Here is a 26,136-nt window from a genome sequence, read left to right on the forward strand (position 1 = left end):
AGGCCGGAGCTGCGCGGCGGCAATCCTGGCCCGGCAGGATTTGCCCGCTTAACGACACGTTAACCGTAATGCTTCGATATCCGAGGATACCTGGCACGCGGATATCCGCGATAGAGCATTATTTCCCATGGCCAAGAAGCCCAAGAAGGCCGCCGAAGACGGTGAGGCCGGCGCCGATGCCGCCCCCAAGAGCAAGAAGAAGCTCATCATTATCGCTGCCGCCGCCGCTCTGCTGGTGGTCGGCGGCGGGGGCGCCTTCATGATGATGGGCCAAGGCGGCAACGCCGAAGGCAGGGAGGCGGCCGCCGGGGGCGGCGGTCATGGCGGGGGGCATGGTGGCGGCGGGCATGGCGGGGATGCCGCCAAGGGCGTCGGCCCCGACGGCAAGAAGCCGATCGTGTTCGTCGAGCTGCGCGAGATGCTGCTGAACCTCAGCCCGGACATGCCGCAGGAGAAAGCCAAGTACGCCAAGCTGCGGCTCGCCCTCGAACTCAAGGATTCCGGGGTCGAGGACGAGGTAAAGCCCCTGATGCCGCGCATCGAGGACACCCTCCAGGTCTACATGCGCGAGCTGCGCGTGAGCGACCTCACCGGCTCGGTCGGCCTCTATCGGCTGCGCGAGGAGCTGCTGCGGCGGGTCAATGTCGCCGTCTACCCCGCCAAGGTCGAGGCGGTGCTGTTCAAGGACGTGATCGTCCAGTGACTCAACCGATGACCCTGTCGGTCGCCACCAACCAGGCCTTGAGCGGACGCGCCTGATGGAACCCGAGGACGAACTTCCCGAAGACGATTGGTCGGCCGCCCTTCTGGAGCAGGGCGCCGAGGGCGGCGACACGTCGCTCGCCGAGGAATGGGGCGCGGCGCTCGCCGAGCAGGGCACCACGCGCAACGCCGGAGACGTCGCCGCCGAATGGGCGACGATGATCGAGGACGGGGAGAGCGACAACCTCCCCGAGCTCGCCGGCAACGACCGGGTGCTGAACCAGGACGAGATTGACGGCGTCCTCGGCTTCTCCATGCGCGAACTCTCGGCCTCTGGGGCCGGGGGCGTTCAGGCCATCGTCGACTCGGGCGTCGTCCAGTACGAACGCCTGCCGATGCTGGAGATCGTCTTCGACCGGATGATCCGGTTGCTGTCGACCTCCCTGCGCAACCTGTTCCAGGACAACGTCGAGGTGACGCTGGACAACATCACCTCGGTGCGGTTCGGCGACTATCTCAACGCGATCCCGCTGCCGACCCTGCTGGGCGTGTTCCGCGCGGAGCAATGGGAGAATTCCGGCCTCGTCACGGTCGATTCCAACCTCGCCTACGCGACCTTCGACCTCCTGCTCGGGGGCAAGCGCGGCGGCTCGTCGAGCCGCCTCGACGGCCGGCCGTTCACGTCGATCGAGATGACGCTGGTGCGCCGGCTGGTGGAGATCATCCTGGGCGACCTGGAGCAGTCGTTCCAGCCGCTCTCGCCCGTGACCTTCGACATCGACCGGATCGAGACCAACCCGCGCTTCGCCACCATCACGCGGCCCGGCAATGCCGCGATCCTGATCAGCCTGCGCCTCGACGTCGACGGGCGCGGCGGCATGCTGCAGATCCTGTTTCCCTACGCGACCATCGAGCCGATCCGGGAGCTGCTGACCCAGAGCTTCATGGGCGAGAAGCTCGGCCGCGACCACGTCTGGGAGGGCCACCTCGCCACCGAGATCTGGCAGGCCGATGTGACCATGCAGGCGGTGCTGCACGAGATGATGCTGCCGCTCAAGCAGGTGATGCGCCTCAAGGTCGGCGACACCCTGATGTTCGATGCCAAGCCCTCCGACCTGATCGCCGTGCGCTGCGGCGACTGGGCGCTGACCCAGGGGCGGATCGGCCAGGTCGATGGCAACATCGCCGTCCAGGTCACGCGGCCCCTGCGCCGCTCGCGCACGACCATCCAGGCCTACGAGGCCTCGATGAACAGCCATTCCGATGTTTAGCGTGCGGTCCCGATCATGAGTCTCTTCGTCACGCTCGCCGCCGACATTCTGGTCGCGGTCCTGCTCGCGGCCACGATCGTCACGTGCCTGCGCCTGTCGCGGCGGATCAGCCAGCTCAAGGGTGACGAGGCGGCGTTGCGCCAGACCATCGGCGACCTGATGGTCGCCACCGGCACGGCCGAGCGCGCCATCGCGGGTCTCCGTTCGGCGATCGACGACGGCGACCGCACCCTCACCACCCGGATCGAGGCGGCCACCGCCCGCTCCGCCGAGCTGGCCGCGCAGGTCGAGGCCGGGGAAACCGTGGTGATGCGCATCGGCGCGATCGTCGCGCAGATGCGGGCCGTGCCGGTCCGGGCCGAGCCGCCGCCGGCCCCGCGGCCTGCGCCAGAGCCCGAGCTACCCGCCGTCCGCTCCGAGCCCACGAGCCCGAACGGTGAACGCCTCGGTGCCGCCGCAGCGGCCGCCCTGGCGATGAGCGAGCGCGCCCTGGCCCGCGTGCGGGCGCGCGCCGCGTGACCGGCGTCCCAGCCCCAAAAATCCCGCCGGCGCCCAAAGCCGTCCCGAAGGCACCGCGCCCGGCCGCCACGGCCCTGCGCCGCTCGCGCCTGAAGCCGGTGCGGCCGGTGCGGCTGCGCCTGATCGATGCCGTGGCGATCGCGGCCGGCGGCCTGCTGCTGCTCAAGCTGCTCACCCTGGCGCAGGTCGGCATGCCGGGGGTCGGAACCCTGCCCGAATACGGCCGGGCGGTGGCCCGGGCGCGCACCGGCTACGAGCCGCCCGACCCCGTCACCACCGGCTCGGTCGGGGCCAAGGAGGAGGCGCCCGCGGCGCCGGCGGAAAAACCGCCGGAGATGCCCGCCCCCGATCCGGCCAAGGCGGCCTCCGGCTCGCCCACCGAGCGCGCGCTCCTGGAAAAGCTCGGCGCCCGGCGCGACGCGCTGCGCCAGAAGAACGACGAGCTGGAACTGCGCGAGAAGATGCTCAACGAGGCCGAGCGCAAGCTCGAGACCGGGCTGGGCGACCTCAAGCAGGCGGAGGAGAAAGTCGATACGGCCGCCAAGGCCCGCGAGGAGGCCGAGAAGCAGGGGCTGAAGAACATCGTCACGATGTACGAGTCGATGAAGCCGAAGGATGCCGCCCGGGTGTTCGACCGCCTGGGCCAGGACGTGCTGGTGCCGATCGTCCTGGCCATGAACCCCCGCAAGATGTCCGAGATCCTGGCGGTGATGCAGCCCGATACGGCCGAACGCCTGACCGTGACGCTCGCCAACCGCGCCCGCGGCGTCGGCGCTGTCCAGGCGCAGGCCGGTGCGGGCCTGCCGGCGAACGAATTGCCGGCGATCGATCCGGGTCCGGTAGGCCGGTAAGGGGGCGACGCCCGGTCCCGCTCAGGCCGCGCCCTCCGCGGCCGTGCCGGCGCCGATCCGCCAGCCGAGGGTCGATCCCGCGGCGGCCAGCAGGATCGCGGCGATGCCGAGCCACTGCATGAATGCCAGGTGATGATCGAAGGCGAGGCGATCGACCAGAATCGCGACGATCGGATAGATGAACGACAGCGCGCCGGTCAGGCTCGTGGGTAGCTTCTGGATGGCGCCGTACAGGAGGCTATACATCACGCCGGTATGGACCACGCCGATCGCGACGAGCCAGAGCCAGTCGATGGCCGTACCGGGCAGCGCCGCGACATCCGCCCATGGGGCCAGCATGACGATGCCGACCGCGACCTGGATCAGCGCGATCAGATGCGGCGGCACGCCGTTCAGCGCCTTCGCGACGATCGCGGCGAGCGCATAGAGGAACGCGGCCGTGAGCGCGAAGACGATGCCGAGCGTGTAGTTGCCGGCCTCGCCTCCGGATTCGGGGTGTGCCTCGACGATGGCGAGCATGCCGGCGAAGGCGAGGACGAGCCATGCCAGCTTCGCGATGCTCGGACGCTCCTTGATCACCACGATGCCCAGAGCCACCAGCATGAACGGCTGGGTGTTGTAGACGGCGGTCGCGATCGCGATCGAGGCGAGCGGATAGGCGGCGAACAGGAAGAGCCAGTTGGCGACGATCGCCACGCCTCCGAGGGCCGCGAGCGCGAACTGGCGCCCCGTGATGAGCCCGGGCCTTAGAAAGCCGAAGGCTGCGCAGATGAGCAGGAGCGTCACGGCGCCGAACGCGCAGCGCCAGAATACGACAGTCGCGAGCGGCTGTTTCGACATCACGACGAACAGGCCGATCGTCCCTGAAATCGCCATGGCGGCGCTCATCTCCACGACGCCGCGTGTTCTGGTCTCGATCATGCCGCCCTCGCCTGCCTGGATCCGACGGTTCCATTGTCGGGTGGCGGACGACGGCGATCCATGTGTAGTGTGAGGCGCTAACGGCTATTCTCCTCCGCATGTTCGGCAAAAGCGCCGTCCTGCCTCATGGCGTCTGACATGCTCGATGACATCGACCGGCGCATCCTCACGGTTCTGGCCGGCGATGCGCGCCAATCGCTGAAGGATCTGGCCGCTCGGGTCGGCTTGTCCTCACCCAGCACATCGGAACGGCTGAAGCGCCTGGAAGAACGCGGGGTCATTCGCGGCTTCACCCTGGACATCGATCCGGCCGCGCTCGGCTATTCGCTTCAGGCGTTGGTGCGCATCCGTCCGCTGCCCGGAAAGCTCCACGTGGTTCAGCGGCTGATCGAGGACCTGCCCGAAATCGTGGAATGCGATAAGGTGACGGGCGAAGATTGTTTCTTCGCGCGGCTCCACGTGCGCACGATCGGCGATCTCGACGGGATACTGGACCGCATCGCCGACAAAGCTGAAACCAACACCGCCATCGTGAAGGCCCAACCAGTCCGCCGGCGTCTGCTGCCGTTGGATCGCTAGAGCGCTCGCCGCCGAAGCGGTATCCACTTCGTCGGCGGGCGAGCGCTCTAAGCGGAGGCGCGCATCACAGCCTCATGTCCGCTCTTCGCTCGAAGAGCGGATCTCAGCCCACTCAGAAGTCTCAAGAATGGCCGCTCCAGCCACCTTTCGATGGCGTAGGCCACAATGATCATGAGGACACTGAAGAGTGCGAGCGCAAAGGAAAACAGGATCGGTCTTCCAGACAAGGTAAGGTAAAGATCGGCAACGAGCGTGCATAAAAGCGGCACGTGAATGAGATAGAGCGGGAACGAGATCGCACCGAGAAATTCTCCGGTCCGCCCTGAAAGGGCAGCGGCAATCGGACCTGAGCGCATGCAGCCGTAGACCACGAGCACAGCCGCAATCGGGTAGAGCAGCCCGCCGCGGAATTGGGGTGTGAAGGCGGTCGGCAGCCAATCGAGACCGAGCAATTTCATCGACGCAATACTTTGCGAGCCGAGGATCAGTCCCACGATCAGTGCGGAGATGGGGAACACAGTCGGGAGGCGGCCTGAAGCCCAAGCTTCGCGTAAGACGATGCCCAGGACAAAGCATTCATATTCGTACTTTCCAGCAATGATGACGACTAATGCAAGAAAGAACGTGAAACATAGCCTGACATGGGCGGTTTTGAATAGGCATACTGCGAAGCATGCGAACGAGCCGAGTAATTCCGGCCGCATGGTCCAGAGGGCATTGTTGAAGAACGAGCCTCCGGACAGAAAGATATCGAGCAAGCCATCGTAGACGGCAGAAATCGGCCCTGGAATGACGTCTTGATATGTCCATCGCAGCCATGGGCTCATCGAAAGGGATGACGCTTCCGTAGCCGAGGTCGGGTACAAGCTGAGCAGCAACCAGCCTATAAGCGCGCTGACCGTTGCCGGGATGGCAAGCCGCAAATACCGAATGCCCGCATCGATCCAGAGAGGATCGGATTTTCGCAGCGTGGCATGGGTCACCACGAACCCGCTCAAGACAAAGAAAATCGAAACGGCGAACGTTCCGTTCCAGAAGACGGAGAGGGGCGTGTATGCGATCCAGGCGGTGTTTTGTTCCTGTTCCGCGACCAGCTCCGGGCTAAAAGCCGACAGGATGTGAAAGGCGACGACGCTGATGGCCGCGACGCCTCGTAGGCCATCCAGTTGCTGAAGTCTCTGTCCCAATAGTGTACTCTCGCCGAGTCTGATCGGGCTCATTGTACGGAAATGTCTTACCCTGCGTCAAACTTTGAACTGGAATGCCAAAGCTTGCCGGGATCTGCAGCATGATGCTGAATTCATAAAATCAACTTAAAATAGGCCTCGCTTGAAGCCAGCAGTCTGCTTTGTATGTTTCAGGTTAAGAATTTCCCCGCCGCGCAATCTCACATCTGTCCGATCCCGGCGACCACCTCTCCCAAGCCCGGTCGCCCCTCGGGATCGGCCTGCAGGCACGCCTCCACCAAAACCCGCAATCCGTCCGGCGCCGCGTCGCAGCGGTCGAGCAACTCGCCGAGCAGGATCCCGACGGCCCGTACCTCGATCCGCCGCAGCGCTGCGCCCTCGTCACCGGCAGGCAGCGCCGAGGCGGCGCCGAAATCGCTGAGCACGGCTGCGCCGGTCTCGGCATCCCACAGCGTGTTGTGGGCGTAGACATCGCCGTGCAGCAGGCCGCGCCCGTGCAGATGGGCCACGGCTTCCGCCACGGCGCGGGCGATCCGCAGGGCCTTTTCTGCGTCGAGCTTGAGCGCGGGGTGGTAGACATCGCGGCTGCAGCTCGCGAGGCTCGGCGGGCCGGCCAGCACGCGCCACTGCGCCGGCAGCAGCCGGAGCAGCAGCCCCTGCGCGCCGTCGGGATGGTCCACGAGCCGGCCGAGGGCGCCGGTGAGGGCCGGATGGGTGCCGGCGGCGAGGCAGGCTTCCATCTCGCGCTCCGGCAGGCCGTCGCTGGTCATCGCGCCCTTGAACAGCTTGAGCGCCACCGCCTGCGGGCCGGACGGTCCGCGCCAGAGCGCCCGGTGGACCCGGCCCGAGGCCCCCTCCCCGAGCAGGTCGCCGACCTCCAGCGCCGACCATGGCACGGGCGTCGACGGGGTAGGCTCCGTGACGGGCTCGGCGGGATTACCCGCATAGGAAATCCAGGCGAGGCGCGGCAGGCGCGCCAGCCAGGGCGGCAGGGCGTCGAGCCGGTTGCAGGACAGGCGGATCAGCTCGAGATTGTTCGCACCGGCGAGGCTCTGGGGCAGGCGCGCGATCCGGTTGCCCGCCAGCATCAGCTTCTGCAGCAGCGGGCGCTCGCCGAGGGCGTCCGGCAGGGTCTCGATCGCGTTGTCGGTGAGGGTGAGCCAGCGCAGGTCGCGCGGCAGCGCCTCCCCCGGCACCTCCTGGATGCCGCAGCCGCGGAAGCCGAGCTGGCTGAGCGTCGGGCAATCGCCCAGGACCGGCGGCAGGCGCTCGAACCGGTTACCGGAGGCGAACAGCACCCGCAGGTGGTTCAGGCGGCCGAGATCATCCGGCAGGTCGGTGAAGCCGCCCCGGCCGAGATCCAGCACCTCCAGGGTGTCGGCGAGGCCAAAGATCGCGCGGGGAAATTCGGCGAGCCCGTCGGGCAGCCGCAGCTCCCGTGCGCCCACAAGATCGCCGCGCCGCAGGGCGGCGAGGGTTTTGGTTCGGTCCAAGGTGTCAGCCCCGCTTGAAGAAGGCGTCGGCCGCGCCCTGCGCCGCTTGCTTGGCCGCCCGCGCCGCCTCGATGCGGGCGATCTCCTCCCGCAGCAGCGCGATGCGCGCGTCGAGGTCGGAGAGCGACAGCGTATCGAGGGGCTGCCCGATCTCGTGGGCGACAGCCTTGCGCGGCCGGTCGTCGTCGTCTCGCATGGCGCGGCTCCTTACAGGAATACGCGGCCGGCGCCGTCCCAGGGGAGCCCGAGATGGCCCGCCAGGGTGGCGCCGATATCGGCGAACGTGTCCCGCCGGCCGATCGCCCCGGGGGCGATTCCGGGGCCGAAGGCCAGGACCGGCACCTGCTCGCGGGTATGGTCGGTCCCCGTCCAGGTCGGATCGTTGCCGTGGTCGGCGGTGATCACCGCGAGGTCGCCGGGCTTGAGTGCCGCCAGGATCGCGGGAACGCGTGTGTCGAACGCCTCCAGCTCGGCAGCGTAGCCCGGCACGTCCCGGCGATGGCCGTGCTCCGTGTCGAAATCCACCAGGTTGACGAAGACCAAGCCGCCCTCGGGCAGGTCGGCCAAAGCGTCGAGCCCGGCCTGCAGGCAGGCGGCGTTGGCGCCGGGCTTGATCTCGTGGCCGGTGGCGCGATGGGCGAAGATGTCGCCGATCTTGCCGACGCTGACCACCGCCCGGCCCTCGGCCTCGGCCCGGTCGAGCAGGGTGCGGCCGGGGGGCGCCACCGCAAAATCCTTGCGGTTGCCGGTGCGGCGGAAGCCCGCCTCCGCCGAGCCCAGGAACGGTCGGGCGATGACCCGGCAGACCCGGTAGGGGTCGCAGAGCCGGCGCGCCACGCGGCACAGGTCGTAGAGCCGCTCCAGCCCGAACGTCTCCTCGTGGGCGGCGATCTGAAAGACGCTGTCGGCTGAAGTGTAGCAGATCGGCTTGGCCGTCCGGACGTGCTCGGCGCCGAGTTCGTCGATGATGGCGACGCCCGGCGCGTGCCGATCCCCCAGAATACCGGGCAGGCCGCCCTCGGCGATCAGCGCTTCGACCAGGGCGGGCGGGAAAGCCGGCTGCGTGTCCGGAAAATGGCCCCAGGGCTCGGGCAGCGGCAGGCCGGCAATCTCCCAATGGCCGGACGGTGTGTCCTTGCCGGCGGCCATCTCCACGGCATGGCCGTAGGCGCCGCGGGGATCCCCCTGAGGCGCGAGGTTCGGCGGGATCCGGCCGGAGGCCCCGGCGGCGGCGAGGCCGAGCCCGAGCTCGGCCAGATGGGGCAGGCGCAGGGGGCCGGCACGCAGGCCGGCCCGGTCGCCACGCCCGATCGCGCAGGCCTCGGCGATGTGGCCCAGCGTGTCGGACCCGGCATCGCCGTAGGCGGCGGCATCCGGGGCGCCGCCGATGCCGACGGAATCGAGCACGATGAGGAGGGCGCGGGCCACGATCAGGCGGGCTCCAGCTCGGCGGCGACATCGCTGTCGAGGGCGAAGGCGGCCTTGAACAGCGCCTTTGTATAGGGTGTCTGCGGATCGGAAAAAATCGTCTCGGCGGGGCCTTCCTCGACCACCCGGCCGTTCTGCATCACCACCACGTAGTTCGCGAGCGCCCGGACCACCTTCAGGTCGTGGCTGATGAACAGGTAGGCGAGGCCGCGCGTGCGCTGCAGGTCGCGCAGAAGCGTCACGATCTGCGCCTGCACCGAGCGGTCCAGCGCCGAGGTCGGCTCGTCGAGCACGACGAAGCGGGGGTCGAGCACCATGGCCCGGGCGATGGCGATGCGCTGGCGCTGGCCGCCGGAGAATTCGTGCGGGTAGCGGTCCATGGCGGCCGGGTCGAGGCCGACATCGGTGAGCGCCTTCGACACCACTGCCCGGCGCTCCGCCCGGGAGCGCGCCGCGCCCTGCACGATCAACCCTTCGGCGACGATATCGGCCACCGACATGCGCGGCGAGAGCGAGCCGTAGGGGTCCTGGAAGACCACCTGCATGTCCCGGCGAAGCGGCCGCATCTGCGCCACGGTGAAGCCGTCGATGGGTTTTCCGAGGAACACGATCGGTCCCTCCGAGCCGGTGAGCCGCAGCAGGGCGAGGCCGAGCGTGGTCTTGCCCGATCCGGATTCGCCAACGACGCCAACGGTTTCGCCGGCCCGTACCTTGAGCGAGACCCCGTCCACCGCCTTGACGTGGCCGGTGACGCGCCGGAGCGCTCCCGATTTTAGCGGAAACCAGACCTTGAGCGGCCCGGCCTCCACCAGCGTCGGCGCATCGGCCGGGACCGGGTTGGCCCGGCCCTTCGGCTCCGAGGCGATCAGGCGGCGGGTGTAGGCGTGCTGCGGGTTGGCGAAGACCGACCGGGTCTCGCCGGCCTCGACGATCTTGCCTTTCAGCATCACGCAGACCCGATCGGCGATCCGCTCGACGATGCCGAGATCGTGGGTGATGAACAGCAGCGCCATGCCGAGCCGCTTCTGCAGGTCGGCCAGCAGCGCCAGGATCTGCGCCTGCACCGTCACATCGAGGGCGGTGGTCGGCTCGTCGGCGACCAGCAGGTCCGGTTCGCAGGCGAGCGCCATGGCGATCATCACCCGCTGGCGCTGGCCGCCGGAGAGCTCGTGCGGGTAGGCGCCCATCCGGCGCTCGGCGTCGCGCAGGCCAACCAGGTCCAGCAGCTCGAGAATTCGCTTGCGCGCGGCCTTGCCGGACAGGCCCCGGTGCAGGCCCAGCACTTCGCCGATCTGCCGCTCGATCGTGTGGAGCGGGTTGAGCGAGGTCATCGGCTCCTGGAAAACCATGGTGATGTCGGCGCCGCGCACATCGCGCATCTGGCGCTCCGGCAGGCTCGCCAAGTCCCTGCCCTTGAACAGGATTTTTCCACTCTGGCGGGCCGCGCCGTCGAGCAGTCTCAGGATCGCCAGGGCGGTCACCGACTTGCCGGAGCCCGATTCACCGACCAGCGCCACCGTCTCGCCCCGGCGGATGGTGAAGCCGATCGAATCGACCGCCGCCGTCTCGCCCTCCCGGGATCGGAAGGCGATGGACAGGCCCTCGACGGACAGGAGCGGCGGGGTTTCGGCCTCGGACATGGGACCCTTATAGCGCGGCCGGGACCCTAGCCTACCCGGACCGGGATGCGCGATGATGCGCGCCACCCGCAACCCGGGGATTCGCCATGCCCGATCTCGTCGAAGAATTGGCCGCGCAGACCCGGCTTCCCGTCGAAGACTCTTCGCGGGCGTCCCCGTCTCTTCGCATCACCGGCACCGGCGCCCTCCCCTCCTGTTTCCAGGTCACCGACCTCGCCGCGGCCTCGATTGCAGTGGCGGGCTTGGCTCTTGCGGAAGTTGCGGGCGGCGACGGGCCGATCACGGTGGACCGGCGACTCGCCTCGGTCTGGTTCGCGACCTCGCTGCGGCCGGTCGGGTGGCGGGTGCCGGCGCCCTGGGATCCGGTGGCCGGCGATTACCGGACTCGGGACGGATGGATCCGGCTCCACACCAACGCCCCGCACCACCGGGCGGCGGCCGAGCGGGTGCTCGGCGCGCAAGGCGACCGGGCCGGCATGGCGCAAGCCGTGGCCGGCTGGGACAAGGCGGGGCTGGAGGCGGCAATCCTGGCCGAGGGCGGTTGCGCCGCCGAGATGCGCGGGCTCGACGCCTGGGCGGCCCATCCCCAGGGCCGGGCGGTGGCCGAAGAACCCCTGGTCGCGTTCACCCCCACTTCTGAGCGGACCGCGTCGCGCTGGCACCCCCGGCCGGAGCGGCCGCTCGCCGGCCTACGGGTGCTCGACCTGACCCGGGTTCTGGCCGGCCCCGTGGCGACCCGGTTCCTCGCCGGGTTCGGGGCGGACGTGCTGCGGATCGATTCACCCGACTGGACCGAGCCGGCCATCGAGCCCGAGGTGACGCTGGGAAAAACCTGTTCCCGCCTCGACCTCCGCCGGGTGGCCGACCGCGCGACCTTCGAGGCTCTGCTGGCGGGGGCGGACGTGCTGGTCCACGGCTACCGCCCCGGCGCCCTCGACGGGCTCGGCTACGGCCCGGAGGCGCGCCGCGCCCTGGCCCCGGGCCTGATCGACGTGTCGCTCGACGCCTATGGCTGGACCGGCCCCTGGGCCGGCCGGCGCGGCTTCGACAGCCTGGTGCAGATGAGCTGCGGCCTCGCCGAGGCCGGCCAGGCCTGGCGGCAGGCCGAGGTGCCGGTACCGCTCCCGGTCCAGGCCCTCGACCACGCCACCGGCTACCTCATGGCGGCGGCCGTGCTCCGGCTGCTGGCCCGGCGGCTCCGGGACGGCACCGGCGGCCAAGCGCGCCTGTCGCTCGCCCGGACAGCAGCGCTCCTGATCGCCGCCGGCCCGGCCGAGCCGGAGCCTGCGCTCACCCCCGAGACCCCGGAGGATCTCGCCCCGGAGGTCGAGGCGACCTCCTGGGGGCCGGCTCGGCGCCTGCGACCGCCGCTCACGGTGGCCGGGACCGCGATGCGCTGGGACCGGGCTGCGCGCCGTCTCGGGGACGATGCGCCGGCCTGGGCGGTGCAGCCAGGGGTCGGCCCGCGGTAGGATTCGGGTTTGAAAGGTAACCAGATTGGGCGGACGGCGCAGGCGGGTTGCCGGTCGGTGCCGTCTGCTCTCGACCCGTTGCAGTCGTCACGACAGCCGTCGGCGCTTCTCCAAACCGGTCATTCGTTGGCGGTCCTGCGGCTTCAGATCGAGGTGATGTCAGAGGTCGTCACCACGGCTGACCGTCACCGAACGACCAATCCTCCTTGTCGACAAAGACCATGTTGATCATGATATCGTCTGGGCGGACGCCTATTTTCGATTTCAGCTCGTCGGCAACGAAGCGATAGAAAGCGAACTTGGTGTCCTTTTTATTGCCGACGGTGCTGGTCACCTGGATCAAGATGAAATCTGGTGACCGGCTGAAGCCAAGAAATTGTGGATCATATATAAGATTGTCGGGTGTGTGCTCGCCAACCACTACAAAGCGGTCGCCATCGGGCGCTTCGAGGACGTCGACTATGCCCCGATAGACGATGTCCGCCACGGCGGCGCGGTACTCGGGCGGCTTCCCCTGGATCAGATCGATACGTGCAAAAGGCATGATGATCTCCTCGGGCAGGATTGCGGTTAGACGGCCGGCGGGACAGTCCGCTGGACGCTCAGGTGCGGTTGTCGATCTCCGGTACGCCACTGCTCCGGTCGGCATAGGCAGCGATAAAGGTTGGCCGGGTCTGCCAGCGCTGCCAAAATGCGTCGAGATGTTCGAAGCGCTCGTCGAGCGGAGTGGCGTTGACCGGGAACTTGGAGAAGGCGATCGCCGTCGCCAACGTGATGTCCGAGAACGTCGGCATCTCGCCGCCCAGCAGCCACTCGCGGCCGTCGGCGAGATGCCGGTCGACGAGACCGGCATGCGCCAGTGCCACCTTGCGGGAATGCTCGCCCCAAGCCGGATTGCTGGTCAGTTCGAGCTTCGGGCCCAGACCCTGATGCAGCACATGGAAGGCGGTGACGATGGGATAGAGGATGTGCACCCACACTCGGTTGTCCCACATCTGATCGAGGCCGCGCTCGTGCGCCGTCCCGCCCATGATCTTGCGGCCTTCGAACGCGTCGTCGAGGTAGCGGGCGATGGCAGAGGTCTCACTGAGATAAGAGCCCTCGCCGAGCGCGAGGGTCGGTGTCTCGCCCCAAGCGTTCATCTTCAGGTGCTTCCATCCTCGCTGCTCGCCCACCGGTGACATGTCGTAGACCGTCTCGTCGAAGTGATCGGCGATGCCCTTCTCGTGCATGAAGATCCGCAGGCGCTGCGGGTTCGGGAAGGCCGAGGGAGAGGTGAAGAGCTTGAGCTTGTCGGACATCGTCATCTCGATTTCGTAGAGCGCTGCCTGTCTGTCATATGACAGACACCAAGCTAAGGAGGACATCTTGTCCCGTCAACCCCTGTCTGCCATATGACAGGTGGAGGTTGAGAATGGCGGCGACGTTGAAGAGGGATGTGCGGGAGGCGATCCTCGCGGCTGCGAGGGAAGCCGCGATGGCCTATGGCTACGGTGGCATCAATTTCCGCGACCTTGCGGAGGCCGTCGGCATCAAGGCCGCAAGCATCAACTACTACTTCGCCAACAAGGCCCTCCTCGGTGAAGCAGTTGCGCGCCGCTATTGGGAGGACATCGCTCGCGATCTTGAAGCCCTTTCGACCAGGACTGAAAGCCCGACGGAAGCTTTGCGGCAGTACCCCGGCATCTTCCGCCTATCCCTGGAACGCAACAACCGCATGTGCCTCAGCAGCTTCATGGCGGCAGAATATGACGCGTTGCCCGAGCAGGTCTTGAAGGAGGTTCAGGCCTTCGCCGACGTGAACACGGCTTGGCTTCGCGAGCAGTTGGTTGCAGCAAAGCTGGTTCAGCCAAAAGACAGCGAGACGAGAGCTCGTGCCATCTATGCTGCTGTAGCCGGAGCTCAGATCATCGCTCGAAGCCGTTCGGACATAAACCTGTTCGACTCGTTGATCAGGAGCTATCAAGAGGCGGGACTGCTGCCGAACTAATGAAAAGCGCGTCCGTAGACGAGGTCCGCTTCCATGCAGGGCCGACCATAAGCGGACCGGCAGAAATCCACCCTTCGCGGATCGCGCCAATGGCCCGGTTTAGACCACCTACCTCCGACCAGCGGTGTACCAGCTGCCGGGTAAGCCACATCGACAGGGGACGCGCTAAGCCCCCCCAAAAAACCGAGCGGCACGGGATAGGACCGGCCGCCGGCGACGGAAGCTGTGCCGTTCGGCGTCGTGATCCAACCTGAGCCGGCATGCGGCTCTCCCACCCACCCCGTCATCTGAGGTGGCGGCGGGCAGCGGGGGCCTCGAAGGAGCCCCCCAGGGAGCGCGCGGCCGGCTGGAGGGCGCCTTCGAGGCTCGCTGCGCTCACGTCTTAGGATGAGGACGTGGGTCGGACGGCTCAGGCGCCAGGGCGCCAAAGGGTTTGGGGTCTCTTAAATTTGTTCCGAACGAACGCTTCAGGGCGCCCGACAGCGTCATTGCGAGCGGAGCGAAGCAAACCAGGGCGGCGCGCGATCTCAGACCATGGCGTGTCCCTGGGTCGCTTCGCTGCGCTCGCGATGACGGAGCGGGCCGAGCGGACGCGTGATCCGGCCCGAAACGGTGTCATCCCAGGCATCGCTGCGCGGCCCCGGGATGACGTGGTGCTTGTTCGCAGGTCCGCGCAGCCCCCGGTCACGGCCGCACGGCGGTGACCTCGATCTCCACCAGCCAGCCGGGATTGGCGAGCGCCGCGACCTGGACGGCCGAGCGGGTCGGCAGGTTCGGTTGGGCCGCGGTGCCGAACTGTTCGCGGTAGGCCTCCATCAGGCCGGCGAAGTCCAGGCGGCCGCCCTTGGCCGGATCGCCGACCAGAAACACCGTCATCTTCACCACGTCGCGCAGCGACAGGTTCCGACGCTTCAAGGCCGCCTCGATGGAGGCCAGGGTCGAGGCGGTCTGGGCGCGGGTATCGCCAAAGGAGGCCAAAGAATTTTTTTCTGCGTTGGGGTTGGTCACCGAAGGCCCGAAGCCGCTGAGATAGACGGTCGCGTGCCCGGCCGGCACCTCGACCGCCTCCGAGATCGGGAAGTCCGAGCCCGGGATCGGATGCCGGGTGATGTCCTCGGCGAGCGCCGGGCCGGCCGCCAGCGCCAGCGCGAGGGTTGCGGAAATCCAGGTTCGTCCGATCATGGCCGTGCCGCCTTCACATCCTCGGGGGCGACCGCGTCGCCGTACGGGTTGTCGAAATGGGTGCGGACGTAGTTCACCACCTCCGCCACCTGGGTGTCGCTCATCATGCGCCCGAGCGGGGGCATGCCGCGCAGGCCGTACAGCAGCACCGTGACGGGATAGCCGGCGCTGGCGAGTTTTTCGTTGTGCCTGAGCGCCGGATAGGCGGCCGCGCCGACCGCGCCCTCCCCGCCCGCCTGATGGCAGGCGGCGCAGACCTGGGCGTAGAGCGCCTCGCCCCCGGCCTCGGTGAAGGTTTTGCCCTCGCTCATCGCGGGGCCGGCCGACGGCAGGGCCGCATGGATGGCGTGCTCCTGCGCGGCGGCGCCGACGCCCGTGGCGAGGAACAGCGCGAGGGTTCGGGTGATCGCAAAAACAGTCATGCCGCCAGGACCCTCTTGTGAAGCCGCGTGACCGCGTCGAGCGCCGAGAGGATCGCGCCCTCCTGCCAGGCCGGGATGTACGAGGCGTGCTCACCGGCCAGCATGATCCGCCCGTCGATCGCACAGAGGTTGTCGTAGTGTTCGGCCCGGGCCTCGTCGGTCCAGTCGCCGGCGCAGCCCAGCGTGAACGGCACCCGGTGCCAGGCCACCGCGATCCCGGTCTCGAACTCGGTGCGGTATTGCGGGTGGATCTGGCTGCCGTAGGCCACCGCCCGGCGCACCCGCTCGGCGGGGCTGAGCGCCGTGAATTCGTAGGAGTTCGGCCCGTTCCAGGTATAGGCGCCGAGCAGCACGCCCTTGCCGCCGGCATTGTAGCCGGTCGCGGGATAGGCGATCTGGCGGATCGGCAGGTCGGTGTAGGAGATGCCGCCGAAGATGTGCTCGTCCTCCTCCCAGAACCGCCGCTTGAACTGCAGGCCGATCTTCACCGAGGAGGCGTAGGGCACGGCGTCGATGGCGGCCTTCATCTTGGGGCCGACCTGGGTGGAGATCTGGCTCAGCACCGTCAGCGGCAGGGCGCAGACGCACCAATCCGCATGGGCCTGCCGCACCGCGCCGCCCTGGCCGAGGTCCTGGTAGGTCGCCGTGACGCCGTGGGCATCCTGGGCGATGTCCGTGACCTTGGCGCCGTACCGGATCGTGTCCGGCGGCAGGGCGCGGGCGAAGGCCTCGCCGATCCGGCCCATGCCGCCGACCGGCTGGAACATCGTGGTCTGGAACTCGTACAGCAGAAAATTCTCCAGGCCGCGCCAGAGCCGCGAGGTCAGGATGTCGTGCAGCGCCATCGGCTCGCCGTCGACCGGGCGCGCCGAGAGCCCGCCGCCGGGATCGTGGGCGAAGCCACGGAACTCCGAGGCGGTCGGTCCGGCGCGATAGGCGAGGTCCTTGTCGAGACCGCCGAGCGCGCGCAGCGCCTCGATCAGGATCTCCTGATCCTCCTTGGAGACCTGCGCGTCCAGCGCGCCCTTGCGGGTCGCCTTCGCCAGCAGTTCGGCGGTGGCGCCGTCGAAATCGGTCTTGACCGTGCGGATCCGCTGCGGCTTGCCGCCGAAGCCCGTCGTGCTGTGCACGAAGGCGTTGTGGTTGAGCTGGATGAACGGCTCCAGGGCGACCCCGAGCCGGCGGCAGTAATCGAGCACGCCGTGGTGGTGGTAGGGAATCCGCCAGGGGCCGGGATTGAGGTAGAGCCCGGCGTCGAATTCGCACCGCTGCGTGGCGCCGCCCAGCTCCGTGTAGGTGTCGCCGCCGCGCAGCGACCAATTCCGGCCGCCGGCGCGGGTGTTGTACTCGAGGATCTGCACCCGGTACCCGGCCCGGTGCAGCTCCAGCGCCGCGGTCATGCCGGCAAGCCCGGCCCCCAGGATCAGCACCGAGGCGCCCTTCGGGTCGCCGTCGAGCCGGATCGGCCCGCGGTAGGGCGATTCCTCGGCGAACCCGAGGCTGGTCATGACCTGATAGGCGGCCGCGCTCCCGGCCGCGGCGCCGACCATGGCGATCAGTTTGCGCCGACTGAACCCCGGTTCTTTTGTCATCTCGCGTCCCGTCTCCCGATCCGGATGCATCAAGGATCTTGCTGTCAAAGCAAGTCCAAGGCCAAGCGTGAGGTCGTGCCGATGAAGCGCTGTTGTCGAACGATCGAGACGCGGGAATGCGCTCGCAATTTTGCAACTTAGACGGACATAAGGCTTTACGACATCATCTTTGTCGGCGGACTTGCTTCGGATTCTCTGAGCGCTGTCCGAGCTCGTCTTTCCCATCTGCGCCCTCATCCTGAGGCGCCGAAGCGTAGCGGAAGCCTCGAAGGAGGCCTCCAGCCAGACGCGCGATCCCTGGAGGGCTCCTTCGAGGCTCGCTGCGCTCACGCCTCAGGATGAGGCGAGAGATTGGGACAGGCTTCGGGCTCACGACGCGGGCCGGCGGTGCCCGGCGCGACATCACCCCCCAACCGTACGGATTGATCCCCCGGTGCGCCCCGCTACAAGCGGTTGCGTGATCGCCCCCCGCCTGCGCCTCGGCGCCCTCCTCGCCCTCCTCCCGCTCCTCCTCGCCAGACCGGCCGCCGCGGCCCCGTCCGAGGGCGCGACCGAGACCGTCGAGCAGGCGCTCTGCCGCCTCATCGACGACTCCGCCAAGGCGCGGGGGCTGCCGGTGCCGTTCCTGACCCGGCTGATCTGGCGCGAGAGCAGTTTTCGCGTCGGCGTGGTGAGCTCGGCCGGCGCGCAGGGCGTCGCGCAGTTCATGCCCGGTACGGCGCGGGAGCGTGGCCTGCTCGATCCGTTCGATCCCGAGCAGGCGATCCCGCACGCCGCCCACCTGCTGGCCGACCTCAAGACCCAGTTCGGCAATCTCGGGCTCGCGGCCGCCGCCTATAACGGCGGGGCCGCCCGGGTGAGCAAATGGCTTTCCGGCGATGGCGGCCTGCCCGCCGAGACCCGCGCCTACGTCGCCGCCATCACGGGGGCGCCGGCCGAGGATTGGCGGGGCGGCAATGCGGCCGCGATCACCTATCCCGAGGGCGGGGCGCCGGAGGCCAAAGCCAAGCCCGAGGCCAAGCCCGATGCCAAGCCGGAGGCGCCGGTGACCTGCCTGCAGGTCACCGCCAGCCTGCGCATCCCGTCCCGCGGCGACCGGTTCGCCATCGGGCCCAACGAGGGGCCGGCGGCGCCCTGGGGCATCCAGCTCGCCGGGAACTTCTCCAAGGCGCTGGCCCTGCAGAGCTTCAACCGGACCCGGACCGCCTATGCCGGGGTGATCGGCGAGGCGCGGCCGATGATCATCGGCACCCGCCTGCGCAACCGCGGCACCCGCGCCTTCTACCGGATCCGCCTCCCCGCCCAGAGCCGGCAGGCCGCCGACGACCTGTGCGGCCGGATCCGCAAGGTCGGGGGCGCCTGCATCGTGCTGAGGACCTGATTTTTTACCTGTCGCCCCGCTCCCGTCATCAATCCGCCCCGAGCGGCGCCTTGAATGGGCCAATCAGGGCAACCGGACGGGATATGACACGGCTCCTCATCGCGTTTGCCAGCCTTCTCGGCCTTGGGCTCGCGGCTTTCGGCTTCAGCGCCGCCTCGCCGCTGACCCTGTTCGACGCGATCGGCCCGCGGGATGCCGGCGGCCGCCTGGCAGTGCGCGACCAGGCCTTCGGCGAGGGGAAGCGGCGGCGGCTCGATGTCTACGTCCCCACCGTGGCGGCCGAGCGGGCGCCGGTGCTGGTGTTCTTCTACGGCGGCTCCTGGCAGAGCGGCTCCAAGGACGACTACGCCTTCGTCGGCCACGCGCTCGCCGCCCAGGGCTTCGTGACGGTGCTGCCGGATTACCGGCTCTTCCCGGAGACGGCCTTCCCGGGCTTCCTCGAGGACGGCGCCGCGGCGCTGGCCTGGGTGCGCGACAACATCGCGACCTATGGCGGCGACCCGCGCCGGATCGTCCTGGCCGGCCATTCGGCCGGGGCCTACAACGCCGTGATGCTCGGGCTCGACCCGCGCTACCTCAACGCCGCCGGGGTCGATCCCAAAGTGATCAAGGCGGTGGCCGGCCTGTCCGGCCCCTACGACTTCCTGCCCCTCGACCAGGACACCACGACCAAGGTGTTCGGGCAGGCCCCCGACCTGCCGCTCACCCAGCCGATGACCTTCGCGGGCCCGCTCTCGCCCCCGACCTTCCTGGCCACCGGCGAGGCCGACACGGTGGTGAAGCCCCGGCACACGGTGAGCCTCGCCGCCAAGCTGCGCGCCGCCCACGTGCCGGTGCAGGAGCGGGTCTATGCCGGGCTCGACCACAAGGACACGCTGCTCGCCCTCTCGGTGACCTTCCGCTCCAAGGCTCCTGAACTCGCCGAGATGGCCTCGTTCCTGATGCGCCAGGCCGCCGGGCGGTCGCAGTACACGATGCGGCGGTAAGAGACCCCTCAGATCTGGATGCAGATCTTGCCGAAATGGCGGTTGCTCTCCTGGTGCCGGAAGGCGTCCACGATCTCGGCCAGCGGGTAGATCCTGTCGACGACCGGACGCAGGCCGCAGGCCTCGATGCCGCGGATCATCGCGATCTGATGGCGGCGGCTGCCGACCAGCACGCCCTGGAGTCGGATCTGGCGGATCAGCGCCGGGACCAGCGGCAGCGGACCGGCCACGCCCGTCAGGATCCCGATCACCGAGATGTGGCCGGCGACGCGCACCGCTTCCATCGACTGTTCCAGCGTGCCCGGGCCGCCGACATCGAGCACGTGGTCGACCCCGCGCCCGTCGGTCAGCCGCCTTGCGGTCGCGCCCCAGGCCGGATCGGCGCGGTAGTTGATCAGGTGGTCGGCCCCGAGGCCGCGCATGCGCTCGAGCTTCGCGTCGCTCGATGAGGTCGCGATCACCGTCGCGCCCGCCGCCTTGGCGAATTGCAGCGCGAACAGCGACACGCCGCCGGTGCCCTGCACAAGCACCACGTCGCCGCTCTTGAGCCCGGCATCGGCGTGGAGCGCGCGCCACGCGGTCAGCGCTGCCGTGGTCAAGGTCGCGGCCTCGGCGTGGTCCCAGCCCCGGGGGGCGTGGGTGAAGGCGGTGGCCGGCGCCGTAACCCGCTCGCGGGCGTAGCCGTCGACCCCGTCGCCCGGCACCGTGGCGAAGCCCTCGACCAGCGGCACACCTTCCAGCCACGTGGGGAAGAACGTGCTGACGACCCGGTCGCCCACCGCGAACCCGTCCACTCCCGGACCCAGCGCCTCGACCTCGCCGGCGCCGTCGGACATCGGCACCCGCGGCTCGCTCGGCCCCCACAGGCCGCTGACCACGGCGTAATCGTGATAGTTCAGCGAGCTCGCGCGCAGGCGCACGGTGATTTCGCCGGGTCCCGGCTCCGCGACGGGGCGCTCGCCGAACCCCACCTTGTCGAAACCGCCGCCGGGCTGGACGATGACCGCCCGGGATGCCGATTGGGTCATGGTGCACCTGTTTTTCTTTTTGCGCGTGGCTGGGCGTGCCGCAACGGGAGCCGGCCCGCTCGGGAGCGTCTGTAGACGCGATGCCGCCGTGTTGGTTGCAGGATCGGCGGTGGCTGCGCTTCGCAGTGACGGCGGCGCGGAAACGAGCTTAGGTTATCAGGCCAAAGGGTCGCGGCAATCGCGCGAGTGAGTTCGTTTTCGGAAAACGGCGGTTGCTTGGAGCTATTTTTCGGTCAGCGAAGGGACGCCAGCCGAATAAACCGCTCTGTCATTCCGGGGCCGCGAAGCGGAGCCCGGAATCCAGAACCATAGGTCGAACAAGATCTTGCACCGTCGGCGGCTCTGGATTCCGGGCTCGCCTGCGGCGCCCCGGAATGACAGGGAGGGAGCTTGGGCGTTCGTGACACGCTCCGATCCTCGGGATGCGTGATCCGCTCCGAAGCGCCAGGGCCGTACCACCCCGCTAAGGTTATCGCCAAATCCACCCGTGCAACCGTCGGTCGACCCATCGCCCCGGCGACCACACCCGCTACAATGATCAACGCCGCATCACGCGGCCCCTGCGGTGGAACGGCATGGCTTCGGCGGACGCGGCGATCGGGATCCCGGCTGAAAACGCCCGGCATGGCGCGGCCGGGCGCGACGTGCCGGATGTCCTGCGTGTGCTCCTGAACGGGGCGGTGTTCGTCCTGCTGTGGAACCACGTCTGGCTCAAGGACCTGTCCGACCGGTCGTCGCTGGCGGCCTCCGAGGATGGCAGCCTGCTGACCCAGGTGCTGTTCGTGGCGGCCGGGCTCGGCATGGCGGCGGCGCTCCACCGGATCGGCTTTCGCCACCTGCGCCCGCTCGCGACTTGGCCGCTGATGCTCTGCGCTGCCTGGCTCGGGGTCACCGCGCTCCTGTCGGTCGAGCCCAGCCTGTCGCTGCGGCGGCTCGCCCTGTTCGCCATCGCGGCGATGCTGTCCGCCGGCGTCCTGCTGGTCGCCCGGTCGCCCCGGCAGCTGGCGTTGACGATGGCCTGGTCGGCCCTGGTGATCCTGGTGTCGTCCTACCTCGCCGTGGCCCTGGTGCCGGATCTGGCGATCCACTCGGCCTTCGACGTGAATTCCGATCCGAGCCATCCGGGCCTGTGGCGGGGCATTTTCCCGCAGAAGAACGAGGCCGGGGCCGCCATGGTGATCCTGGTGATCGTCGGCCTCTACGTGGCCTCCGCGGCGAGCCGCGTGCTCGGCTGGAGCATCGTGCTCCTGGCCGTCGGCCTCTTGGTGGCGAGCGGCTCCAAGACCGCGATCCTGTTGCTGCCGGTGATCCTCGCCGTCACCGGCCTGTGCCGGATCTTCACCGGCGGCGCCCTGCGCGGCCTGCTGCTGCTCGGGCCGATCGTCGGGTTCTCGCTGATCTCGATCGGCTCGATCCTGGTCCCGGCGATCCAGGACGCGATCGGCGCGCTGCTCACCGACGCGACCTTCACGGGCCGCAGCGAGATCTGGCAATTCGCCCTCGACAACATCCTGGTCCGCCCCTGGCGGGGCTGGGGCATCGGCGCCTTCTGGATGACCGAGCGGACCATGTATGGCGGCTCCGAGGAGCTGACCTGGGTCAACACCGCCAACCACTCGCACAACGCCTATCTCGACACGGCGCTGATCGGCGGCTTCCCGTTCCTGGTGCTTACCATCTGGGTCTTCGTGCTGGCCCCGGTGCGCGACCTGCAGCGCGTCGCCGGCGGCCGGGGGCTCGACGCGGAGACGCTGCTGTTCCTGCGCCTGTGGTTTTTGGGGCTCGTCTCGGCCTCGTTCGAGACCGTCCTCTACAACGGCAACAACGCCACCTGCTGCATGTTCATGATGGCGGTGTTCGGGCTGCGGTTGCGGACGCGGTATGCGATCGCACGGGGGTGAGGCGGGCGGTTCGCTCGGTTCCGTGCCGTCTGATTCTAATCCATCTGGGCGTGTTGATGTCGCCAGAACGCCCCCGAGGCGCTGACAGGCCCGGTCTCGGGACAGTCAGGGCGTTGCCGCTTCCGCGGATGCCAGCAGTCGAGAACAGAATGACCGATCAAAGACCAGCCTGACGGTCGTAGTCTTCCGTCCAATCCTGCGTATCGCCACGGCCGTCATCGAGAACAGAAAGCAGCAGCGGCATCGCCGAATCCACCTGAGCCTCGGTCTCCGCCTCGGCCGGGCGCGGGAGCCGGTGTCCCGCATCGGCCATCGCGATGATCAGGTCGCGAAACCCGTTCAAGCCGAGCGACGAGATCGCAACGTCCGAGCTGATCTTGGCCTGGGCGTAGGCTGACAGGACATCGTGAGGAGTGACCAGATTCATTTGCCGCTCCTGACCGAACCCGATGGTAGCACGACACCATCGACGATGCCCGCCCCGTGATGTCCGATGCGACGCGTCCGCCCTTCGAGAGCAGACTGACACACACCGTGCGTAGCAGACCACCAAGATGGGGAACGCTGATCAGACGCACGCCGACAGGCTCGCACCTGATCTGACGCGGCGCCTACGTTGACGGCTTCTCGATGCGCGCAAGGCCGCCGCTCACATCCCGCCGCCCGCCTCCGGCGGCACCGGCCGCGGGCGGCGGTCCTCGCCGATCGCCACGAAGGTGAAGGTCGCCTCGGTGACCTTCATGGTGGTCTCGCTCGCCCGCTCCCGCCGCCAGACCTCGACCTGGATGCGCAGGGACGAGCGCCCGACCTTGATCAGCCAGGCATAGAGGCTGACCTCGTCGCCCACGAAGACCGGGTGGTGGAAGGTGATCGCGTCCACCGCGATCGTGGCGCAGCGCCCGCGCGAGCGCCGGGCCGCGACGTTGCCGGCCGCGAGGTCCATCTGGGCCATCAGCCAGCCGCCAAAAATGTCGCCGGCCGGGTTGGTATCGGCCGGCATCGCGATGGTGCGGATCACCGGCGCCCCGCGGTGGGTCGGCTGCGCGTCCGCAGCCGCGCCGTCCCTGCCCTGTTCCTGCGTCATGGTCCGGACGAATCCCCGCCGCCAAAGGCTGGAACTCCTCCAGTCAAGCTCGGCGGGCGTCAATCGGGCAGCGCGAAGACCAGCAGTGCGTCGCCGGTGCCGAACCCGGCCGCCTTGGTGAAGGATGCGCCGCCCGCGGCCACCGCCAGGTACTGCTTGCCGTCGAGCGCGTAGGTCATGGCCGGGCCGCTGATGCCGGCGCCGCACTGGAAGCGCCAGAGCAGCGTGCCGTCGCGGGAATCGTGGGCGTCGAGATGGCCATCCTCCTCGCCGGAGAAGACGAGGCCACTTGCCGTCGCCAGGGTGCCGCCGGAGAGCCGGCTGCCCGAGCGCATCGTCCAGGCGATCTTGCCGCCGTCCGTGAGGTCGACCGCGGTGAGGGTGCTGAAGGACGGCTCGCCCTTCGCCTCGCCGGTCTCGGTGTAGCGGATCTCCGGCCGGTCTCCAGCGGCCGGCACGGTCTTGACCGTGTAGGTCGTCGCCCCGTGGCGGACCTGCACGTAGGCGAGGCGCCCGTCATAGGCGGTGGGCGGCCACGAGACGGCGCCGAGCGGCCCCGGCGCCACCACGGTGCCCTGCGGGGTCGGCGGCGCGAACAGGTTCTTTTGCTCGATCAGCGGGGCCGAGCGTTCGAGCAGCTTCCCCGTCGCGCGGTCGTGGACGTAGATCCAGCCGGTCTTGCTGGCCGAGGCCACCGCCTTGGTGCCGTTCGGCCCGTCGAGCAGGAACGGCGGCGCGGCGACGTCGTAGCCCCACTCGTCATGCGGCACCTGCTGGGAATACCAGCGCAACTGCCCGGTGCGGACGTCGAGCGCCACGAGGCACATCGTGTAGAGGTTGTCCCCCGGGCGCGAGAGGCCGAAATTCTGCGGCGCTGGGTTGCCGGTGCCGAGGAAGATCAGGCCGAGATCCGGGTCGTAGGCCGGGGTCATCCAGAGCGAGCCGCCGCCGACCCGCCACGCCTCGCGATTGGCCGGCGCCGCCGCCTTCTCGGCGGCGATGTCCCGCTGGAGCGGCACGCCGTCCACGGTCTGCGCGACGAAGCCGCCCTCCCAGCCCTCCGACGGGGTGACGTACCAGCGCCAGCGCTCCGCGCCGGTCTTGGCATCGTAGGCCGCGAGCCAGCCGCGCCGTCCGTAGCCGCCTTCGATCCCGACTACGGCGCCACCATCGAGCCCGCCGGCCTCGTCCTCGACATGCAGGCCGTAGCCCGCGCCCGTGACGCCGACGATCACCAGCCCTTCGGCCACCAGAGGCGGCATCTTGAAGCCGAGCCGGCTCGACCCCTGCACCGCCTTGCCGCCGAGCTTGGCGGTGAGGTCCGAGGCGGTCTCGCTCTCGCCCTCCTCTGGGCGCACCGCCTCCTTGTCCCAGACCACCCGGCCGGTCTTGGCGTCCAGCGCGATCAGCCGCCCGTCCATGGTCGCCTCGAACACGAGGCCCTCCGACACCGCGAGCCCACGGTTCGAGGGCGGCCCGAAGATCTTTTCCGTGCGGGCCTTGTGCACGTAGGTCCAGAGCGGCCGGCCGGTGCGGGCCTCGAGCGCCGCGACGTTGTTCTGGGTCGTCGAAATGTAGAGCGTGCCGTCGACCATCACGGGCTGCGCTTGGAAATAGCCCGTCACCCCGGTCTGGAACATCCAGGCCGGCCGCAGCCGGCCGACGCTGGCGCGGTCGATCTCAGTGAGGTCGGAGAAGTTGCGGTTGCTGTGGTCGTGCCCGAAGGCCGGCCAAGGGGTCTCGGCGGCGATGGCCGGGAGTGGCAGGAGGGTCGCGAGGGCGATCAGCGCGGGGCGAAATCCGGTCATGGGCGGTATGGCGTTTCCTCTTGTTGGTTGGTTCTCTGTTCACTCATATGCACCGCTCGCGAACACAACGCGCTGCCTCCGGCGCTGCATGGCCGTGGCGAACTCAGCAGGAATTGCCGCCACCTGCGGTTTCAGCTCGCCTTGGGGTTGCCACCGCCGTCTCGATTCGGCTCGTTGAGATCTCCTTGAAAGCTTCGGATAAGTGACCGGCTCATGATCCGGGCACATCATCCCATTCGCAAAAGAGATCGACAGCCCGCACCAAGGGTCTATGCTGAGTTCATCTTCGGCCCGATGTCTGCTTCGAACGTAGATCGTCCTCAGGCGCGGTAGGGCACGGACATGATCGGCACCGAAATCTCCCCGGCGCTTCAGGCCGCGATCGAAGCCGTCGTTCGGCAGGAACTCGGCCGCTTCGGTGTCAGCGAGGTCGAGGTCATCGATTCCGAGGACGCCGATGGGGATCCCCTCATCCTCGTCAACGTCCATTATCGGGCTTCCGAAGCCGAGCCCGATTTCAAGGTGGCATCCAAGACGCTCACGAAGCTCAACGACAAGCTGTTCGAACTGAAGGAGCCGCGCTTCGCCTACATAAGGCACAAGGTACCGGAAGCCACGCCCGAGCCGCGCGGCCGGCGGTGAGCCGAGAGCTTCTTGGGACTGCTCAGCGGTTGGCGCGGGCGAATCCCGGCAAGCCGC

The 26,136-nt window shown here is 68.7% G+C and carries 26 protein-coding genes; 11 read left to right on the forward strand and 15 right to left on the reverse strand.

Translation table 11 applies throughout. The features are described from left to right. Positions 1–127 precede the first annotated feature (127 nt). Genes fliL through MKL20_RS26045 form a run of 4 tightly spaced genes read left to right on the forward strand, consistent with a single transcriptional unit; the run spans position 128 to position 3,343 of the window. Positions 128–703, forward strand: coding sequence for a flagellar basal body-associated protein FliL (gene fliL / locus MKL20_RS26030; protein ID WP_244039083.1), 576 nt, complete (start codon positions 128–130; stop codon positions 701–703). A 55-nt stretch (positions 704–758) separates the two neighbouring features. Continuing rightward, on the forward strand, positions 759–1,973 hold the full coding sequence (fliM, locus tag MKL20_RS26035; protein ID WP_409566926.1) for a flagellar motor switch protein FliM: 1,215 nt from the start codon (positions 759–761) through the stop codon (positions 1,971–1,973). Between the two features lie 15 nt (positions 1,974–1,988). Beyond that, positions 1,989–2,492 carry a DUF6468 domain-containing protein gene (locus MKL20_RS26040; protein ID WP_244039084.1) on the forward strand — a complete coding sequence of 168 codons (504 nt, stop codon included), beginning with the start codon at positions 1,989–1,991 and terminating at the stop codon, positions 2,490–2,492. Next, positions 2,489–3,343: a MotE family protein gene (locus tag MKL20_RS26045; RefSeq protein WP_244039085.1), complete on the forward strand. Its 855-nt coding sequence runs from the start codon at positions 2,489–2,491 to the stop codon at positions 3,341–3,343. The genes MKL20_RS26040 and MKL20_RS26045 overlap by 4 nt, the downstream gene beginning before the upstream one ends. A 21-nt stretch (positions 3,344–3,364) precedes the next feature. On the opposite strand, the gene MKL20_RS26050 is transcribed toward MKL20_RS26045, so the two are convergent. After that, positions 3,365–4,264: a DMT family transporter gene (locus tag MKL20_RS26050; RefSeq protein WP_244039086.1), complete on the reverse strand. Its 900-nt coding sequence runs from the start codon at positions 4,262–4,264 to the stop codon at positions 3,365–3,367. Between the two features lie 138 nt (positions 4,265–4,402). Between MKL20_RS26050 and MKL20_RS26055 the strand changes: the two genes are divergently transcribed. Further along, positions 4,403–4,843, forward strand: a complete 441-nt coding sequence (locus MKL20_RS26055; RefSeq protein ID WP_244039087.1) for an Lrp/AsnC family transcriptional regulator — start codon at positions 4,403–4,405, stop codon at positions 4,841–4,843. Positions 4,844–4,890: 47 nt separating this feature from the next. On the opposite strand, the gene MKL20_RS26060 is transcribed toward MKL20_RS26055, so the two are convergent. The 5 genes from MKL20_RS26060 to MKL20_RS26080 all read right to left on the reverse strand — a co-directional run bounded on the left by MKL20_RS26060 (position 4,891) and on the right by MKL20_RS26080 (position 10,591). Beyond that, on the reverse strand, positions 4,891–6,063 hold the full coding sequence (locus MKL20_RS26060) for an acyltransferase family protein (RefSeq protein WP_244039088.1): 1,173 nt from the start codon (positions 6,061–6,063) through the stop codon (positions 4,891–4,893). A gap of 167 nt (positions 6,064–6,230) precedes the next feature. Continuing rightward, positions 6,231–7,523: a leucine-rich repeat-containing protein kinase family protein gene (locus MKL20_RS26065; RefSeq protein WP_244039089.1), complete on the reverse strand. Its 1,293-nt coding sequence runs from the start codon at positions 7,521–7,523 to the stop codon at positions 6,231–6,233. Between the two features lie 4 nt (positions 7,524–7,527). Continuing rightward, positions 7,528–7,719 (reverse strand): DUF1192 domain-containing protein, encoded by a 192-nt coding sequence (locus MKL20_RS26070; RefSeq protein WP_243942499.1) that lies wholly within the window; start codon positions 7,717–7,719, stop codon positions 7,528–7,530. A gap of 11 nt (positions 7,720–7,730) precedes the next feature. Then, a complete protein-coding gene (locus MKL20_RS26075; RefSeq protein WP_244039090.1) occupies positions 7,731–8,951 on the reverse strand; it encodes a phosphopentomutase in 1,221 nt (406 codons plus the stop codon). Between the two features lie 2 nt (positions 8,952–8,953). Next, positions 8,954–10,591, reverse strand: coding sequence for an ABC transporter ATP-binding protein (locus tag MKL20_RS26080; RefSeq protein WP_244039091.1), 1,638 nt, complete (start codon positions 10,589–10,591; stop codon positions 8,954–8,956). Positions 10,592–10,677: 86 nt separating this feature from the next. Here MKL20_RS26080 and MKL20_RS26085 point away from each other — a divergent pair, with 86 nt between their 5' ends. Then, positions 10,678–12,063, forward strand: a complete 1,386-nt coding sequence (locus MKL20_RS26085; RefSeq protein ID WP_244039092.1) for a CoA transferase — start codon at positions 10,678–10,680, stop codon at positions 12,061–12,063. Between the two features lie 169 nt (positions 12,064–12,232). Here the strand turns inward: MKL20_RS26085 and MKL20_RS26090 are convergent, their stop codons facing one another. Together MKL20_RS26090 and MKL20_RS26095 are read right to left on the reverse strand one after the other, a co-directional pair. Then, positions 12,233–12,607, reverse strand: a complete 375-nt coding sequence (locus tag MKL20_RS26090) for a tautomerase family protein (protein ID WP_244039093.1) — start codon at positions 12,605–12,607, stop codon at positions 12,233–12,235. Between the two features lie 58 nt (positions 12,608–12,665). Next, positions 12,666–13,364 (reverse strand): glutathione S-transferase family protein, encoded by a 699-nt coding sequence (locus MKL20_RS26095; protein WP_244039094.1) that lies wholly within the window; start codon positions 13,362–13,364, stop codon positions 12,666–12,668. A 113-nt stretch (positions 13,365–13,477) separates the two neighbouring features. Here MKL20_RS26095 and MKL20_RS26100 point away from each other — a divergent pair, with 113 nt between their 5' ends. Continuing rightward, the gene (locus MKL20_RS26100) at positions 13,478–14,053 is read left to right on the forward strand and encodes a TetR/AcrR family transcriptional regulator (protein ID WP_244039095.1); all 576 of its coding nucleotides are present in this window, start codon (positions 13,478–13,480) and stop codon (positions 14,051–14,053) included. A 684-nt stretch (positions 14,054–14,737) separates the two neighbouring features. On the opposite strand, the gene MKL20_RS26105 is transcribed toward MKL20_RS26100, so the two are convergent. The 3 genes from MKL20_RS26105 to MKL20_RS26115 are packed head-to-tail and all read right to left on the reverse strand — an operon-like array spanning position 14,738 to position 17,249. Next, positions 14,738–15,235 carry a RidA family protein gene (locus MKL20_RS26105; RefSeq protein ID WP_244039096.1) on the reverse strand — a complete coding sequence of 166 codons (498 nt, stop codon included), beginning with the start codon at positions 15,233–15,235 and terminating at the stop codon, positions 14,738–14,740. Then, the gene (locus MKL20_RS26110; protein ID WP_244039097.1) at positions 15,232–15,657 is read right to left on the reverse strand and encodes a c-type cytochrome; all 426 of its coding nucleotides are present in this window, start codon (positions 15,655–15,657) and stop codon (positions 15,232–15,234) included. The genes MKL20_RS26105 and MKL20_RS26110 overlap by 4 nt, the downstream gene beginning before the upstream one ends. After that, positions 15,654–17,249: a flavin monoamine oxidase family protein gene (locus tag MKL20_RS26115; protein ID WP_244039098.1), complete on the reverse strand. Its 1,596-nt coding sequence runs from the start codon at positions 17,247–17,249 to the stop codon at positions 15,654–15,656. Before MKL20_RS26115 ends, MKL20_RS26110 begins: the two co-directional genes overlap by 4 nt. Positions 17,250–17,706: 457 nt before the next feature. Here MKL20_RS26115 and MKL20_RS26120 point away from each other — a divergent pair, with 457 nt between their 5' ends. Beyond that, positions 17,707–18,630 (forward strand): lytic transglycosylase domain-containing protein, encoded by a 924-nt coding sequence (locus MKL20_RS26120; protein WP_244039099.1) that lies wholly within the window; start codon positions 17,707–17,709, stop codon positions 18,628–18,630. Between the two features lie 83 nt (positions 18,631–18,713). Continuing rightward, a complete protein-coding gene (locus MKL20_RS26125; RefSeq protein ID WP_244039100.1) occupies positions 18,714–19,616 on the forward strand; it encodes an alpha/beta hydrolase in 903 nt (300 codons plus the stop codon). 8 nt (positions 19,617–19,624) lie between these two features. Here the strand turns inward: MKL20_RS26125 and MKL20_RS26130 are convergent, their stop codons facing one another. Continuing rightward, positions 19,625–20,644: a zinc-dependent alcohol dehydrogenase family protein gene (locus MKL20_RS26130; protein WP_244039101.1), complete on the reverse strand. Its 1,020-nt coding sequence runs from the start codon at positions 20,642–20,644 to the stop codon at positions 19,625–19,627. 575 nt (positions 20,645–21,219) lie between these two features. Here MKL20_RS26130 and MKL20_RS26135 point away from each other — a divergent pair. Next, on the forward strand, positions 21,220–22,545 hold the full coding sequence (locus MKL20_RS26135; protein WP_244039102.1) for an O-antigen ligase family protein: 1,326 nt from the start codon (positions 21,220–21,222) through the stop codon (positions 22,543–22,545). 157 nt (positions 22,546–22,702) lie between these two features. On the opposite strand, the gene MKL20_RS26140 is transcribed toward MKL20_RS26135, so the two are convergent. From MKL20_RS26140 to MKL20_RS26150, 3 genes are all read right to left on the reverse strand, one after another. Further along, the gene (locus tag MKL20_RS26140; protein ID WP_244039103.1) at positions 22,703–22,972 is read right to left on the reverse strand and encodes a hypothetical protein; all 270 of its coding nucleotides are present in this window, start codon (positions 22,970–22,972) and stop codon (positions 22,703–22,705) included. Between the two features lie 222 nt (positions 22,973–23,194). After that, positions 23,195–23,629, reverse strand: coding sequence for an acyl-CoA thioesterase (locus MKL20_RS26145; protein WP_244039104.1), 435 nt, complete (start codon positions 23,627–23,629; stop codon positions 23,195–23,197). Positions 23,630–23,688: 59 nt separating this feature from the next. Continuing rightward, positions 23,689–25,437 carry a pyrroloquinoline quinone-dependent dehydrogenase gene (locus tag MKL20_RS26150; protein WP_244039105.1) on the reverse strand — a complete coding sequence of 583 codons (1,749 nt, stop codon included), beginning with the start codon at positions 25,435–25,437 and terminating at the stop codon, positions 23,689–23,691. 342 nt (positions 25,438–25,779) lie between these two features. On the opposite strand from MKL20_RS26150, the gene MKL20_RS26155 reads away from it, so the two are divergent. Then, a complete protein-coding gene (locus tag MKL20_RS26155) occupies positions 25,780–26,079 on the forward strand; it encodes a hypothetical protein (protein ID WP_243971169.1) in 300 nt (99 codons plus the stop codon). Positions 26,080–26,136: the final 57 nt, after the last annotated feature.

Origin of the sequence: Methylobacterium sp. E-066 (genome assembly GCF_022829635.1) — a bacterium.
Lineage (GTDB): Bacteria > Pseudomonadota > Alphaproteobacteria > Rhizobiales > Beijerinckiaceae > Methylobacterium.

Bases quoted from the DNA above. Each gene is read 5' to 3' on its own strand.
- MKL20_RS26130 (WP_244039101.1), bottom strand. From the start codon at position 20,644: ATGACCCAATCGGCATCCCGGGCGGTCATCGTCCAGCCCGGCGGCGGT.
- MKL20_RS26085 (WP_244039092.1), top strand. From the start codon at position 10,678: ATGCCCGATCTCGTCGAAGAATTGGCCGCGCAGACCCGGCTTCCCGTC.
- MKL20_RS26110 (WP_244039097.1), bottom strand. From the start codon at position 15,657: ATGACTGTTTTTGCGATCACCCGAACCCTCGCGCTGTTCCTCGCCACG.
- MKL20_RS26125 (WP_244039100.1), top strand. From the start codon at position 18,714: ATGACACGGCTCCTCATCGCGTTTGCCAGCCTTCTCGGCCTTGGGCTC.
- MKL20_RS26135 (WP_244039102.1), top strand. From the start codon at position 21,220: ATGGCTTCGGCGGACGCGGCGATCGGGATCCCGGCTGAAAACGCCCGG.
- MKL20_RS26070 (WP_243942499.1), bottom strand. From the start codon at position 7,719: ATGCGAGACGACGACGACCGGCCGCGCAAGGCTGTCGCCCACGAGATC.
- MKL20_RS26140 (WP_244039103.1), bottom strand. From the start codon at position 22,972: ATGAATCTGGTCACTCCTCACGATGTCCTGTCAGCCTACGCCCAGGCC.
- MKL20_RS26080 (WP_244039091.1), bottom strand. From the start codon at position 10,591: ATGTCCGAGGCCGAAACCCCGCCGCTCCTGTCCGTCGAGGGCCTGTCC.
- MKL20_RS26055 (WP_244039087.1), top strand. From the start codon at position 4,403: ATGCTCGATGACATCGACCGGCGCATCCTCACGGTTCTGGCCGGCGAT.
- MKL20_RS26115 (WP_244039098.1), bottom strand. From the start codon at position 17,249: ATGACAAAAGAACCGGGGTTCAGTCGGCGCAAACTGATCGCCATGGTC.
- MKL20_RS26155 (WP_243971169.1), top strand. From the start codon at position 25,780: ATGATCGGCACCGAAATCTCCCCGGCGCTTCAGGCCGCGATCGAAGCC.
- fliL (WP_244039083.1), top strand. From the start codon at position 128: ATGGCCAAGAAGCCCAAGAAGGCCGCCGAAGACGGTGAGGCCGGCGCC.
- MKL20_RS26050 (WP_244039086.1), bottom strand. From the start codon at position 4,264: ATGATCGAGACCAGAACACGCGGCGTCGTGGAGATGAGCGCCGCCATG.
- MKL20_RS26145 (WP_244039104.1), bottom strand. From the start codon at position 23,629: ATGACGCAGGAACAGGGCAGGGACGGCGCGGCTGCGGACGCGCAGCCG.
- MKL20_RS26040 (WP_244039084.1), top strand. From the start codon at position 1,989: ATGAGTCTCTTCGTCACGCTCGCCGCCGACATTCTGGTCGCGGTCCTG.
- MKL20_RS26090 (WP_244039093.1), bottom strand. From the start codon at position 12,607: ATGCCTTTTGCACGTATCGATCTGATCCAGGGGAAGCCGCCCGAGTAC.
- MKL20_RS26095 (WP_244039094.1), bottom strand. From the start codon at position 13,364: ATGTCCGACAAGCTCAAGCTCTTCACCTCTCCCTCGGCCTTCCCGAAC.
- MKL20_RS26100 (WP_244039095.1), top strand. From the start codon at position 13,478: ATGGCGGCGACGTTGAAGAGGGATGTGCGGGAGGCGATCCTCGCGGCT.
- fliM (WP_409566926.1), top strand. From the start codon at position 759: ATGGAACCCGAGGACGAACTTCCCGAAGACGATTGGTCGGCCGCCCTT.
- MKL20_RS26105 (WP_244039096.1), bottom strand. From the start codon at position 15,235: ATGATCGGACGAACCTGGATTTCCGCAACCCTCGCGCTGGCGCTGGCG.
- MKL20_RS26060 (WP_244039088.1), bottom strand. From the start codon at position 6,063: ATGAGCCCGATCAGACTCGGCGAGAGTACACTATTGGGACAGAGACTT.
- MKL20_RS26150 (WP_244039105.1), bottom strand. From the start codon at position 25,437: ATGACCGGATTTCGCCCCGCGCTGATCGCCCTCGCGACCCTCCTGCCA.